Consider the following 14,539-nt stretch of genomic DNA (forward strand, 5'->3'; position numbering starts at 1 on the left):
TCTCTCTAATAATTATTTGTAGTATTTAAGTGCCTCATTTTCTGCCCACTCTAATGCTTTCGGAGAACATTTTTTATAAACATGACTAAGATGCTGTAGTCGTTTTTTTGTTAATCTCCTATAACTCGAACCCATAAACTTCTCTAATATATATGGAAATATTCTAATTGCGCATTCATCTATTGTTTCTACATTGGATTCCATTAGCTCTGTTGTGCGATGCAAATATTTACGAAAGTGGTAATATCGAATTTTCAGTGTTTTAGGTATAGCACGTAAAAAACACTCTTTAGTAAATTGATTTGTTGATGGGTATGCTTTTACCTGCTTAATAGCTTTATTGATAATTTGGAACATTTCCTCATCTACCGTGTCTAAATTAAACTTCTGGTTACCTTGTTTTGGGGGCAAAATCCCATCTATCCATTCCCGATCATTCTTCATAAGCCAGTCATAACGGCGAGTACTGTACTTACGAATTTGCAAACGCGAAGCAGCAGGACCTGAAACCTCTATGGCATCCTTCACCGTATTCCGATACTCCTCTATTTTAAGCGATGTACTTGCAGCAGTTTCGTGATAACCCATTTTCAAAATCGCTGCTTGTTCAAGCTTGTCTTGATATGACCTATCACGTTTTAAATTTCTATACGGTTTTAGATATTTCCTTAAAGTCCTTCGATTCGTTAAAAGTTGCGCTGCAATTTTATCCATTATCAAGCCTTCTTCAAAAAGTTGGATTGCACGATTCATAAATAATGCTCCCATTGTTTCTATCGTATATTGCTTTTCATCTTCCGGGTGCGGAAGTCCCCCTCTAGTATAGATCATTCCACAATAAGGACAGATAAATCGACCAGTGATCCAAGCATGAGCTGTGCGTTTAACATTAGGGATAGCTCTTTGATTATATTTCGGACAGATTGCATTGATACAAAGCCATGGTCCATTACCAAAAGGTACAGGTAAAGAATAATTTTGATCTATATATATAAAATCTTCTAAGTTACCTGCAAGGAACCTTATAACTAACAAATATAAAATTATTCTCTCCTTAAGGTTATCCTTCTGAAGAAAACACATTATACTTCTTGAACCTAAAAGATGAATCGAATCAAGTCCGATTGTAGATAGGTAAGAATTATCATAAAACTTTATCACATCAGTAAGTAATTTTTTCTTATATATATGTTCTCCCCGAAAGTGAATGTAGCCTTTGACTCCAAGATAAGAAATTAATTTTATATATATAATTTCCAGATTGATACTCTTTAGCTGAAATAAAGTATTAAAATCTGAAAGTAACTGTTTATTTTCTAAGCTATCTTGTACCCCATTATTATTGTCTATTAGTATTTCATGTCCATTTGGACATTTTGGCTCAATAAGCATTTGACTTCCTTTTTCATCAGTTAATGATGTATTACAAATAGGACACACGTCAATTAAACCACTACCATGTATATGGCACATTTTAAGAAAGGAAAATTGGTGTGTACGATGCAAGTAAACAATCCCGTATTTAGAGAAATCATCGTATATGCAAATAGGACAATAATGAGAGGTATTATGGAGTAGAGATTGGGTCAATCTCTGAAGCATAAATCGATCACTTAATTCATAATTTTTCGAATACATAACCTCCCATAGTTTTATTTGTTTATCAACAGTTAGAAATGATCTAAAGAAAGGAAGGTAGGTGTGATTTTCGATTATTCTTTGCGCAAACTCAATAGTTAGTCCAAATTCATCAGTAATTCGAGAAAGGTTAAGTGGAATTATATTTGCTTTTTTCCTAGCACCTTTTTCTCCAAACAATTCAATATTACTCATCGTGAAAGTCAATGGAGATCGAAGGTAATATCGATGCACAATGCTCCGAAAATCTTCGTCAGGATACGTTGAAGGAAAAGCCACTATATTTCCCATAAGTACCTCCTATCTACTCTCTATAAGAACTCGTCATATTCCCCAACTAACCCTGCTTTCCGAAGTGCCTCATCAACACTTAATTTATCTGTTCTCCCTTGTGAAACAATAAAACGAATATCACATTCGTCTAAATCAAGCTTTGTGGACTTATTCCTTCCCCTTTTCCGTGTAATTCCAACAACTTCTGAAGTATTATAATTTGGGCTATCAGATTTACCTTCAAAAACAAGTTTAGCTATCTCTAAATATAATAATTCCATATCATGGCCAGCTTCCCGGTTATGGAGTTCGACCTTTTCGGCATAGCACAATGCAATTTCTTCAGCACAACCCATTTTCATCGCAAATGTAACAAGCTGCTCAATTAATACTTTTCTATTATGCTGCAGCATAATAAGCTTATGTTCCTCTGAGAGGTGCCCATCTATAGTAATGCGATGCTGCGAATCCTTCAGATATTCTTTAAAGGTGATCCAATCCGGCTTTAAATCCTCATATTCACTAGGATCAATGTCTACACCTCTCCTTATAAGTTCGAAGATCGGCTGAACAAGTCGAAAGGTTCTGTTTGCTACTTTTTCAATCAATTCAGTAGTAATAATTTCATTATCTTCATATAAAATTGCCCGGCATTGAACATGCATGAATAATTTCACGGCAAAGTCGGGTATGCCCAGTGTATGATAATACATTATCGCCTTTAGCTCCGGAGTAAGTGGTGTAAACTTATTCGTGTATTGTAGTTCCCAAATTCCTTCTAAAAAAATATCCCATTCTAGATCATCCTTCATCCGATCCGTAATATTCTCCGCGTATCCGTCTGGAATTCCGCGCCGAGTATTAGCAAGAGAGGTTTTAAATAAGTAAAGAGCTTTAAACGTACCAATTAGCACAATTGGTATACCAAGTGAATTTGTAAGTTCAGTTATGAAATCGATCATTTTCTCTTCGCCACCTGAGTGCCCTTTGTGAATCCTTTGTATTTCATCAATGAATAAGCCACCTAAACTGATATTTCCGGCAACCTTTGCCATTCTTTTGGCCAGAACTTCAGCACGACCATCTTTTTCGGCTAATTCTTCATAATAGTTGCTTCCTAATAACTGATCAACAGCCCAATAAAAATTTCGGCAAAGTGCACCTACCGATTTATTACTAGGACACTCAATGTGAAGCCAAACAACTTGTTTTACCGGGAAGGGCTCTCCATCGTACGCCACATGGTGGATAACTTGTGGAAAAAGCCTTAGCAGTCTTTCATAAGATTTCGTTTTCCCCATGCCACTAAGTCCAATATCCGCCATCATTTGAGCCGTTTGAATATTTCCAGCTAAATTTCTACCCTCTTCATCTGTGCCATGGGATAAAATTTCATCTAAACCTATTGCCATTTCTCTTTGGTAAATGGCGCTTAATGGGTTTCGAGATTGATATCCAATTTTTATCATGTTGTATATATTTCGATATCTCTCGAAATGAGTTATTAATGGCTTCCAATATCCCGGCTTGATTTGTTGAATAAGTTCTAAGCGCTCTTCCAGATCCAGCTGATTTAGATCTCCAGAAAAGCGAGGGGCTGAATCCAGCATCTGATACAATTGATCTTGATTTAGCCTAGGCGGTATTGCTTCTATGAATGGATTTCCCTGATAGGCCTCAACAATCTGTTTATGATATGATGCTTTAATTTGTCTGCCCTTTAGATAAATATAACGTTCTTGTTCACCCACCATTATTGGATGACCTCCTTTCCTGATTTTTTCCTAAAAGAAATATCTGCATCTTATTCAACTTCTGGGGTTCTTCCATAGAAGAAATCATTGGAGCCCGGTTCTCATGTTTAGCATTTTCAGATATAACCTGCGACTTCTGAGATTCGGTAGTAGCTGTCCAAGCATTTGCACTGGATTCAATTCTCTTCTCAAGCTTCCTAACACTCCGTTTATTTTTAAATTTAGCTGATCTGGGCTTGCCTTTTTGGGCTTCTTTTATTTTCGCTACTTCTACTTGAGTCAGGTTTTTGGCCACTGTATCTAGCTCTGCTTCAATTTGATTTCTATCTGCCTTCACCTTCATTAACTGTTTTTTCTTGAATTTCATAATTGAATTTACATCTTCAAAATGAAGACCCTCATACTCCTTAAACCTTTCAGTTAGAAAGAGTTGCTCCTCTTTTCCGTTTTTGAGCATGATAAATACACTGCTGCAATTTCGAGGATCATAACTAACGGTTATCTCACTTTTACCTTCAATCATCTCGTCCTCAAACCAACCGTCTTCTTCACCACGTTGGCAGAAGTATCCCAGTTTTTTTAAAATCACACCACTTCGGGTAATCTTGCACTTTTCTTTAGGAAGAAGTGCGTGTCGAATTAAACTGCGTGGTTGCTCCTGTAGAAGATTATGTTCCATCCCCCAATTCCACATTGATAGAGGAGTCAACTCCACATTATCAACGAACATTTCCTTTGAAACTAAAAATTCATCACTTAATGCCTTTCGGTTATATTCCAGGACGAATAAAATAACTAGTTTTGTGAATGCTTCAAATGTATACGCAGCCTTCTCTTCGGGATTTTTATCCCCCCTAACTCTATGTTCCTTATCCACTCCTCCAGGCATGACCTCTCTCATCCGCATGCAAAAACTTCTGAATTGCTGTTCTATATAGGGTTTTAAATCCGCACGATAGGAAGGAGGATTACCTATACGTACATTGAGAAGTGCCAGGTTGTTAGAATTTTTGCTTTTCATTTCTCCTCGGTCACCAACAATATATCTAGGTAAATGTTTAGCTGGCCAATCTTCTTCATTTATTGCTATCCCAAACTGTGCGCAATATGCGACCTTATCAGTTGCGGCATTTTCAAGTGCTACCATTTCTTCTTCCCAAGAAGGGGTTTTACACACGTGTACCCCTGCAATCAATCTGTTTAGGGCATCTTTTACAAAATAAACATGTGGCCTTCCGATAACAGTTCTATGATCGATCGAGACTAATATAACATCAGCAGGTGTTGAATCCGTTTCGTATAGTGCTCCAGGTCCTTGGAGGTCACCATTTGCAGATTTAAGATGAGATCTTGCAATCATTTCAGCTTTTCGCGGGCCAAATTTAGCAGCAGTTTTTCTCTTTTTATTAAACTCCTTATTATACCAATACATAAACTGCCTCAATGAAGGGCCAGCAACTATTGGAATTAACTCGTTATATTTTCTATAATGTCCATCAGAGTATTCTTCCTCACACATATGTTTGTGCGTCGCTCTAAGATTCATTCCTTGGTCCGTATGGAATTTCTTAATTGCTTTTTTAAACTTGTCTTTGTCCTCCTTGGTTATAATGAAACTTTTACCATTCTCAGGTTTCGGGCCTGTATTTATATTTCTTTTTAATGGGCTAGTTGAAACCCCAACGTCAAAATAATCATTTAAAAGACCATTCACTTTCTTTCCATAGAACCAGTACTTCTTCAATAAACTATAGACCCAATTCACTTGTTTCTTGAATTGATCTGCTACCTCACTAACTAGCTTTCCTCTTTTTTCAGGTATGTAAATATTGGGTTCTTTACATACAATATTCTCAATAATCGCGAATTTTTCATCTCTTCTTTTGGAGTATTTATTTAGATATTTTTCATCAGGAGCGATCAAACGCATGTCGGGGTCGATAGGTTCTATTTGGGCATTACCGCATTCCAGGTCAAATAATAAATCTTTATAATCTCGGAAATAAGGAAATGGTATTTTCTTTTTATCATCAATGTTAATGAGGACAACTTGAGATCGATCAGGAGCGATCCACAATACACGTTCAAAAGTTCGTTTTTTATTAAGACCAACATCAAGGAAACAGATAATAGAATTTTGATAAATCATTTTTTCACCACCTCTATTTTATAGGTTTCTCTATCACCAAAGGAGCGCTTTCACGTATTAATACGTTCATATCTGTTATCCAACGCTTATTAGCGAGCATATGTTTAACCATAAACATTGACGTTCCTGGTTCTAGACCAATATTCTGATCGCACTTTAAACAACTCTTGCTTATTGATAAGCGTTGATCATTTTTAATCAATAATTCAAATAAAGGTTCAGCAATCATATTTACCATTTCGTTATCCAATCCTGGACGTACATCTGGCCGCTTTGCATCGTGCAACCAGTCAATATTTTTTATGAAATTAATAGGTCTTCCTACATCAAATACAACTTTCCACTGAAGGCCGATTTCTTTATAATAACGCCTTTCAATTTCAAATAACTCAAGCGTCCTTTTGGTCAATTTATTAGTTGGCTTAAACGTTCTGGCTACATCCTTTACTCCATTCTCACCATTTGGAACTGTTAACATAAAATCAGAAGTCTGAACTACATCTTGTCCCTTTAGATTCGCATGAATTATATTTAACTTCTTCGCTATTCGTTGTGTTTCTTCAATTGGAAGGGGATATTGCTCTCTGATATCTATAACTTGATCTGTCCAATCCTGTACAAGCAGGTATTGATACTCATATTTGGACAGTGTATGATGTATTCGATTTGAATGCCACCCTGGAGTACGGGTTAACCATCCCTCTGATGCCACTTTATTATCGTTCGCTTGAATAAAAGGAATGTAGTCTGCCCCTCTGCCTTGCCCTCTTCCATCCTTAAGTCGATTTACATGAGTTCTATATACGGTGTTTGTCATCAAGCTAACCTCCTCTTAAAACATAAAGACGCATAACTAATTTGTTATGCGTCTCTGGCTGCAGTATATGTACCCCATTAACCTCAGTATCCTATTCTTAAACAAGTAATAATGAGGATATATATTGTCAGAAATTCAAGAAAATAATTTCAATATTTATCATATTTTTATAGAGTTTCTCTTCGTACATGAAAAATAATTATCTGCACAATAATTAACGAGATCTTCACGAGTCTTCTCATGAATTTTTAGCAGTTGATTTAAAACAAAAATTCGTTGGATATAATCTTCAGCAAACGTGAACAATTTCCTTTTGTATTAATCTATTTGATTTTGTTGTTTCCGAGTTATTACATATAAACTCAGTAAATTGATGCAACTTATAAACGTCATCTTTAATTCATCGCTAAGCACCTCACTGGGGCTCTATCTCTATTATCTCCACCTCACATTAATTAAAACGCTCTAAGAGAAAACTATCTAAATAAATACTTGAATGAACTCGAATAAAGGACACCCATCGGGTGCCCTTTATTCGAGTCACGTCTCAGATACTTAACTTAAACTTCTATTCTAGATTATTTCCGGTAAGTACTCATTAAGCTCTATCGGTTTCTTATTTTTCATAAAAATACTGATAGAAACAGAATACCTTTTTCGAGGGTTTCCTCCAATGATAAGTAATATGGGTTCTGGACAGTTCATTGACTTATTATTAGAAATTGAGTTCATTTGCTTGGAATCAATTAAGCTCATTTTACTTGATGCAAAAGGATGAAAATGCCATTCCCCCACATAATAGGCCTTGTCTAACTTCCATAAGGTATTAAGCCAATCTTTGAGACCTTGTACTCCTCTATAAAATCTAGTTCTTGTTTGTTTTGAATCGATAGGGGCAGGGCTGCTCTTTATAATAACTGCCCTATTCAACGCATCATCATAGTATCCGGCCAGAATACCACCTGTTTCTAATTCTCCGCTTAAGGTACATTGAGCTAACATAAATGTTAATACATCGTCACTAAATTCAATCTCAAGATTGCCTTCAATATCTCTGTATCTATGAACAAGCATTAAAACACCTCTCGTTGCTTTAGTAAAACACCTGCGGATAATCCATCTATATGTTGTTGTTCATAAACAGCAAAGATGTTGGGACCAAATGGTTTAAGCCACCATGCCTCGATTTCTTTTATTGCTAGACCTGCCATCATCCAAATGTCATCTGCGCGAGCAGGAAATAGAGGATGATAACATCCTATACCATCCCTAGGCAAGATGATGTCTTTATTCTCTTCTCGCTCCAATTCAATCCACGGCTTGAGGAAGTTGTAGAAAGACTGGCGAGGAAAGGGATGCTTATTGGACAAAAAGATAAACATTCTTTTTGCTCCAAATCCTAGTGATACTGAAACGAATCTTTTCGGAATCGTCCAGTCAAAGGAATATAAATGATCAATAACTGCATCACTTCCTGTAGTATCTATAATGATATCTTGACTCTCCAGTACCTCCACTTCATCGTCGCTTAAATTGGGAAAAGCACTATTGATGGCTACAGACCAAGTGTGTACATTATTGTAATTGATTCTATATGATAATGCCTCAGCCTTTTTCATGGATAAGTGATTAATACCTAGCGTATGTCGAGATAAATTACCAACTTTTAAAATATCTTTGTCACAAACAATTATTTTAGAAATACCTATACGAGAAAGTAGTTCCCCGATGGCTGAGCCAAGAGCACCCGCACCGATTAAAAATACACCATCATGATGTGTTTTCTCATTTATACTCCCTCGGCTAAGCACGGATTCTTTACTCCAGTTCTCTGTGCGAACATACCTTAAGCTCTTATCTGGATGTAACAGATTTATGCGATCTCGTTGAAAATAGAAGTCATTTGCTCTTCTGAATCCGGTAATCTTGTTTACCTTTTTGGCTAACTTCCCAATTTCTATACTTATCCAATGAACAATTACATTCTGCTCTCCGACTAATTGAGGAATTTGAAATCCAAGCAATAGGTAATTGTGTTGTTCCTGTTCTCTAAAGATATACATGTGCCTGTATATTTCTCGCCATAAGTCAAAATGATGTTTCTTGCAAATAGCTTCTAATTCCTTTATTGTTTTAGGATAATACCAAGGTTCCAATATAGGCTGAAATGGAAGTAGCAGCCATACCCCATTATGATGTTTAGATTCTACACCAGCATGAACAAGTTTCCCCCACTCATATTCATGTATTACATTCGACTTATTATCCAAAAACGCAGACACGAATAAGATATTTTGATATTCTGATATTTCTTTAAGGGATACCCACCCAGATCTGTTTCTCATTCCATTCCAATAACTAATATTCTTTTGCTCTTCAGCAAAAACGATTTGCAACTCAGTACTAAAGTGTACGTGTGGTAATTCGAAAAAATCTCCTGGTCTTGCTAACGAATGATTTGAGGCATTGAGTAACCAATTTTTTAATCGCTCTACATGCCACGAAATACGCTGATCTGCATCCATCTGTTCTTCAGTATCTGATAATAATTCAAGTAAACCATTATCCCAATCAGTACAAATCTTACCTAATCGCCAAGGAATTTCATTTACTTCTTTATTCTCATTCATATGCTGATAGGTTTGAGTAATACTATTGACTTTGTCCGGATATATACCAATAGATCCTCTCGGATAAAGAGGATCTATTAACATATACCAATTCGTAGTGTGGGGAATAGATTGTCCATCTACCCCTGATACATTTATACTAAACTGGAGAATCCAATTCTTAAAATCCCCATACCAATAAAGGTCTTGGAGTTGCTGATATCCTTCAACAGTTTCTAATTGGGTACACCCGATTAATATACTTTCCGGTATTGAAGGATTATCCAAACCGTCCACCCACAATATCAGAGCTAATTGGGCTTTCTCTTTTTGAAAAAACTAGAGAACTACTCTGGTTATTAGCTGTTGTAGCTTCAGATGTCGGAAATTTCGAACCAAAGAGTTTATTCCATTCTTCGGCACTTTCTTTAACAGTGGTGGCATCTGATGCTTTTCTAGCAATTTCTGCAGCTTTTTTAACCAGCTCATAAAACTCTCCGTATTCTTCTTCAGTAATTCTGCCCATTACATCATGCTCTGGTACGCCGTGATCTGACATAACCGGCTTTGTTGAATAGTTATTCACTATAGCCTCCAAAACCTCGGTTACACCTTGACCAACACTTTGTATTCCATCTGGGCAACATAAACCAATGAGATGCTCCAGCGGATATCCTTTTGGATGTTTTGGCACATTGTTTATTCTTCTCCACCACTTTAGAGCCTTAACTACGTTGACGTAATGCCGGTTACATGATTTATTTTTTTCTTGTGTCCATTTAATTTGTGCCAGGGGATCTGTTTGTTTCCATTCCTCAGCGTCCCTATCTGGAATCCAAAGAGGAACTGTTTTCCACTCTGGTTCATTAGCATTCGAATAAGTCTTAAAAATAGAGCTTGTTTCTATTGTTTCATTCAGAACTTCCCATGACCCCTTCAATGACCACGTTTCAATATCTTCCAGTGCACGCATATCAGTAACGCTAGCTGACTCCAAAATACCTTCTTCGCTCTCTGAGGGTGCGGCTGTTATGACAACATCTAAATCTACATAACTTAAGGAAATTCCTATAGAACGACCTTGAATTTGATATTTTCCTGCGTAATGTTTTTCCATAAATGGTTTTAATACATTGATAGCATCTTCTGGATTACTGTATTCCTCCATACTCAATTTAGTCACCAAAATTACATCTACATCTGAACGGCTATCTCCCTTTGGACGAACAGCAGTAGATCTCCGATAACTTCCTTGCAGGAATGTACTTACAATAATTTTAGACATATCTTCATCTTCTTTTAATCTTTTTCTTAACGTAGTATGTCCTTTGATTAAATCATTGACTTGATTTTCAGTTAAACGAATTTCTTTAAGAAATCTAGCAAAGTAAGTAGGAATATTCACAATAACACCTCCGAGTGTTTAAACAGGTAGTATAAGTGAAGGGGAATATGATCCATCCCCAGTAAAATTATGTTCGTATAAAATGATCTCCGGGATATTTGCAGCTTGTTGAGCAAGAAAGAAAACAAAACCACCAGGAGCAGCAATGAAAAAATGAACCTTACCTTTTCTCTGTTTCGGATTACGTCTATCTAAAGTCCGAATGACCTGTTCTGCTAATAACCAGGCATGTGTACCATCTTGAATTGCCTTAATCCCCTCTAAAGGTAAATAAAAATGATACGACGATTTTAGAGTTAATTTATTCTCCTCATTGTACCACTCAACATGAGATTTAACATTCCGAGTTATACTGATAGCAACAACTGTATCACCTTCAATAGGAGAGTTATCTGTATACTCCTCATTGAACATTGGATAAACTGATGTTATTTCATGAGGTATATCCGGGATCCATGCAATCAAACCATCTCCACGCTGAACAGGAAATGCCTTGACACCTGATTTTGGATTAAGAATTAAACCAGCAGCAAATGTTATAGAAAGATGTGTATTGAATTGAATGAGGTATGCATTACCCGGAGAAAAGATTTGTTTTGAGAACTCTACTAATCTAGCGTAAATATCTCCATTCCAACTTTTATCTGATTTAAGTAATCGTCCATCAAAATTTTCACTAAGACATAATAGATGGTTTGTTTCTTCCTCCAGAGTTTCCGTATACGGAAGAAAACTGCGAATTCCTACAGGGACATCATCTTTGTATAATAGCGGTTGGCCTGTATACAATCGCTCTGTGCGACAGAGCTTAAGAAGGGAATCTTTATTAAAGCGTTTACTTCCCTTACTTGCACAGTTTACTATCAAATCATTATAAGGATTTACAAGAACCTTAAAATCAAGAGGTTTGAGTCCTGCTAGCATTAATTTAGTATTGAGTTGTTCCTTGATTAACGAGGAAATGCCTGGTTTGCTATGTTGAATACGAATAGTACTTAAAACGGTACTTAGTTCCGCCTCATTATCTAACTTCAAATGTTGCATCATAGATTTTCGAGCTAAGGCCATTTTACTCTTTTGTTTTCCGTCAAATATCGCATTCAAGTGTAGTTTATTATCATGATTGTCCAATAAAACTTCTAGTAGGTCGCCTTTTTTTATATTCCATGGTGTAATTAAATGAAATCGTGCTGTAGTATAACCTTGTTTCAGAGCATCGTGTACACGATTTAAGAAGGAGTGTGTAGAGGCATTAATAAATGAAGGATCAATGAGGTCCAATAGTTCTATCTGTTGCGAATTCTTAACATGATATTTCACCTGATAAAAGTCCAAAGTAATTTCATCATCGATGCTGTAATCCCCTCTTATAGGTTCAATATATTCAACTACAACATCGTCGAGAGATTTAATACGATCATCCTCGTATGATACTTCCTTAATATTGGTATCATTATGGAGCAACTCAGAAGCAAACAACCAAAAATACAGATTCTGATATGTCAAACCAGCATTAATTGCATCAATTGCTTTTCCCATATATCACAGTCCTAAAAGTAAATTGAAGAACTTATGTTCCCTTAATAATTATCTCACAACAACCTTATATATTCAAGCCTACTCTGCTGGTTTTCTAACCTTCTGAATTACTCCTCTTAGATGACCAATGAATATTTGATTAGGATCTGCTGGATCATATTTTCGGTGGACTGCTTCGTTTAGCTCATGTACGATCATCGCAAAATCCCTCGCATTAGGATTAAAGCCGCAAGTTCGTTTAATAGATCGATAAAATCGTATTAATAATTCTTTTGTTTTATCGAGTTCATAGCCTAAACATTGCAAATGTTCTAATACATCTCGAATATATGGTCGATCTAGCATATGAGTGTTAAGCAATTATTCCCCTCCTTAAAGCTAGTTGTTATAGATTACAGCAAATTCTGTAGGATCTAAAACAAAGTTTTCTCTATAATTTCATTTCAAAGTAAACAATTATGAATCCCAGTTATTACATCCTAACTCAGCATATTAACATTCTGCTTTGTATAATATGATCTGCTGCTGATAAGTTTCAGTACCCCCATGGTGTTTTCATAAATATTATTTAGTTGAAAATTTATATTTTAGGCAAAAAGGTATGACTATTTATAATATATTATCTCCTACTCTATAATTAATACACGATTAATACTAATTAAATTTTGCATCTTCTTTTACATATAAAAACACAACACCATTTGATGTTTTATTCTTCTTAGAATACGGTTCGTTAAATCTTACAATTCAGACTTCTTTAATGTCTCTTGAACTCATAATCTGTCTAAAAAATCTTTGAATTTTCTCCTCAGTAGTTGCGGTTCTTCAGCTGCGACAAAGCGCCCACACATATAACTATTTCCTACTGACATTGTACGAAAATAGCTTTTCAAAATACTCCTGTGGAGGTCATCCATGCGCTTGAGTAATCGTCAAAGAACCACCGTGAGGAACAGTGAAATTTTCGAAATACCCTGGAAATTTCATATGTTTGACGTCAAAATAAAAACGGTTCGACGAATTCATCGTTTGTGTGTGCCAACAAATCAACATGGTAGACTACGTGAAGTTTACGGTGAAAAAAAGATATAAATGATACAAGTGTGTTGATTTACCAAAAAAAGGGACAAGAAGGGCCGCCATTTCGGGTAATGGTAAGTACCACCAAACCAAACCGAAATGAGGCGACCTCATGAATAAATATACCCAATTTTTTGCTGTTTTCAAACAAGTGTTAACAAAAGAAGAAATTCAAACTGTGATCGGTCAAACCAAAGACTACGTAGAGACAGGAACCAAAATGACTGTCGGTTTGTTGTTCGATTACTTTGTTCAAGCCAGCTGTCACGGATGGAAAAGCTTCCGTCAAAGTGCCAACATGGGCCCAAGCTTCGACTTGCCTAAGGTTAATTAATCCACACTTTCCGACAAAGCCGGTGAGGCCCCTTATGATATCTTCAAACGTATGTTTAAAATGCTCGTCAAGAAATGTAATCGTCAAACGCGGCGCCATCTGAACTTTCCCAAAGATCTTCTATTAATTGACTCCACTACGGTCACGGCGGCAAACTCTCGAATACCTTGGGCTCCGTATAAAAAATTCAGAGGGGGCATTAAGCTGCATGTCGCCCTGTCTCATGACCAGTGTACACCTTTAAACGTGGAGGAATCGATCGCAAAGCGCAATGACGCTCCGTTTGGAGAACTTTTGGCAGATCCTAACTACATTTTGGTGCAGGATCGGGCATATGGAAAAATAGGCGGATTGGATCAATATTTACTCGTTGGCCAGTCGTTTGTGATTCGGCTCAAAGACAATCTCCATTTGGTGAAGCCGAGAAAACTCAATCGACCGGCAGAAGGAGATACGAAAATTGTACGCGATATCACTTGTTATATCGGTCAGGGGAAATGCCAATCGGCCAATCGGCACCGGGTTGTTGAATTTAAAAATAATAAGGGTGAAGTCGTGCGGGTTGTGACCGATTTGAGAAAAGAGTCCCCCCACGTTATCGCTGAGATTTACAAGGTACGCTGGCAAATTGAAGTCTTTTTCCGGTGGATTAAACAGCATTTGAACGTGCCTTGTCTATTTGGAACGACAGAAAATGCGGTATATTGTCAGTTATTTGTGGCCCTTGCCGTCTATGTGCTCCTGAAATACGTTTTTGATCAAATTCATCCCAAAGTGCCTACCTTTGCTCAACTGACCTTTTGGGAATTTATGCAGTATTTGCGGATGTTTAATCTTCCGACGGAGTGGCAGGTTCAGTTTAGCCTGCTCAGGAGTAAAGGGGTTTTCGGTATTTTTGCCACCCCATAATGTGGTAAATCAACACGCCTGTAAATGATACA

The 14,539-nt window shown here is 36.7% G+C and carries 10 protein-coding genes and 1 pseudogene; 2 read left to right on the forward strand and 9 right to left on the reverse strand.

All coding sequences use genetic code 11. From position 1 onward, the window contains the following. Nucleotides 1–12 precede the first annotated feature (12 nt). The 9 genes from NSQ50_RS27530 to NSQ50_RS27570 form a co-directional block, all read right to left on the reverse strand. Entirely contained in the window at nt 13–1,929 is a 1,917-nt protein-coding gene (locus NSQ50_RS27530; RefSeq protein WP_036681344.1) for a TnsD family Tn7-like transposition protein, read from the reverse strand. A 20-nt stretch (nt 1,930–1,949) separates the two neighbouring features. After that, the gene (locus NSQ50_RS27535) at nt 1,950–3,665 is read right to left on the reverse strand and encodes an AAA family ATPase (protein ID WP_036681342.1); all 1,716 of its coding nucleotides are present in this window, start codon (nt 3,663–3,665) and stop codon (nt 1,950–1,952) included. Next, entirely contained in the window at nt 3,655–5,814 is a 2,160-nt protein-coding gene (locus tag NSQ50_RS27540; RefSeq protein WP_036681340.1) for a Mu transposase C-terminal domain-containing protein, read from the reverse strand. Before NSQ50_RS27540 ends, NSQ50_RS27535 begins: the two co-directional genes overlap by 11 nt. Before the next feature lie 13 nt (nt 5,815–5,827). After that, nucleotides 5,828–6,631 carry a heteromeric transposase endonuclease subunit TnsA gene (locus tag NSQ50_RS27545; protein WP_036681337.1) on the reverse strand — a complete coding sequence of 268 codons (804 nt, stop codon included), beginning with the start codon at nt 6,629–6,631 and terminating at the stop codon, nt 5,828–5,830. A gap of 573 nt (nt 6,632–7,204) precedes the next feature. Beyond that, complete coding sequence (locus tag NSQ50_RS27550) at nt 7,205–7,705, reverse strand: Mov34/MPN/PAD-1 family protein (RefSeq protein ID WP_051491186.1); 501 nt, start codon at nt 7,703–7,705, stop codon at nt 7,205–7,207. Then, nucleotides 7,705–9,528, reverse strand: a complete 1,824-nt coding sequence (locus NSQ50_RS27555; RefSeq protein ID WP_036681335.1) for a ThiF family adenylyltransferase — start codon at nt 9,526–9,528, stop codon at nt 7,705–7,707. Before NSQ50_RS27555 ends, NSQ50_RS27550 begins: the two co-directional genes overlap by 1 nt. Beyond that, nucleotides 9,521–10,645, reverse strand: a complete 1,125-nt coding sequence (locus NSQ50_RS27560) for an SMODS domain-containing nucleotidyltransferase (protein ID WP_036681332.1) — start codon at nt 10,643–10,645, stop codon at nt 9,521–9,523. The genes NSQ50_RS27555 and NSQ50_RS27560 overlap by 8 nt, the downstream gene beginning before the upstream one ends. Nucleotides 10,646–10,663: 18 nt before the next feature. Further along, nucleotides 10,664–12,184 (reverse strand): SAVED domain-containing protein, encoded by a 1,521-nt coding sequence (locus tag NSQ50_RS27565; protein WP_036681329.1) that lies wholly within the window; start codon nt 12,182–12,184, stop codon nt 10,664–10,666. A 78-nt stretch (nt 12,185–12,262) separates the two neighbouring features. Beyond that, complete coding sequence (locus NSQ50_RS27570; protein ID WP_036681325.1) at nt 12,263–12,544, reverse strand: hypothetical protein; 282 nt, start codon at nt 12,542–12,544, stop codon at nt 12,263–12,265. A gap of 832 nt (nt 12,545–13,376) precedes the next feature. On the opposite strand from NSQ50_RS27570, the gene NSQ50_RS27575 reads away from it, so the two are divergent. After that, nucleotides 13,377–13,598 carry a hypothetical protein gene (locus NSQ50_RS27575; protein ID WP_051491185.1) on the forward strand — a complete coding sequence of 74 codons (222 nt, stop codon included), beginning with the start codon at nt 13,377–13,379 and terminating at the stop codon, nt 13,596–13,598. A gap of 12 nt (nt 13,599–13,610) precedes the next feature. Beyond that, a pseudogene (locus NSQ50_RS27580) lies at nt 13,611–14,507 on the forward strand (IS4 family transposase); the annotation flags it as partial. Nucleotides 14,508–14,539 lie beyond the last annotated feature (32 nt).

The sequence above is a fragment of the Paenibacillus sp. FSL R10-2788 genome (genome assembly GCF_038003885.1).
Lineage (GTDB): Bacteria > Bacillota > Bacilli > Paenibacillales > Paenibacillaceae > Paenibacillus_AQ > Paenibacillus_AQ odorifer.

Excerpts from the sequence above, each read along its gene's own strand:
- NSQ50_RS27565 (WP_036681329.1), bottom strand. The coding sequence starts at position 12,184 with ATGGGAAAAGCAATTGATGCAATTAATGCTGGTTTGACATATCAGAAT.
- NSQ50_RS27530 (WP_036681344.1), bottom strand. The coding sequence starts at position 1,929 with ATGGGAAATATAGTGGCTTTTCCTTCAACGTATCCTGACGAAGATTTT.
- NSQ50_RS27545 (WP_036681337.1), bottom strand. The coding sequence starts at position 6,631 with ATGACAAACACCGTATATAGAACTCATGTAAATCGACTTAAGGATGGA.
- NSQ50_RS27535 (WP_036681342.1), bottom strand. The coding sequence starts at position 3,665 with ATGGTGGGTGAACAAGAACGTTATATTTATCTAAAGGGCAGACAAATT.
- NSQ50_RS27575 (WP_051491185.1), top strand. The coding sequence starts at position 13,377 with ATGAATAAATATACCCAATTTTTTGCTGTTTTCAAACAAGTGTTAACA.
- NSQ50_RS27540 (WP_036681340.1), bottom strand. The coding sequence starts at position 5,814 with ATGATTTATCAAAATTCTATTATCTGTTTCCTTGATGTTGGTCTTAAT.
- NSQ50_RS27550 (WP_051491186.1), bottom strand. The coding sequence starts at position 7,705 with ATGCTTGTTCATAGATACAGAGATATTGAAGGCAATCTTGAGATTGAA.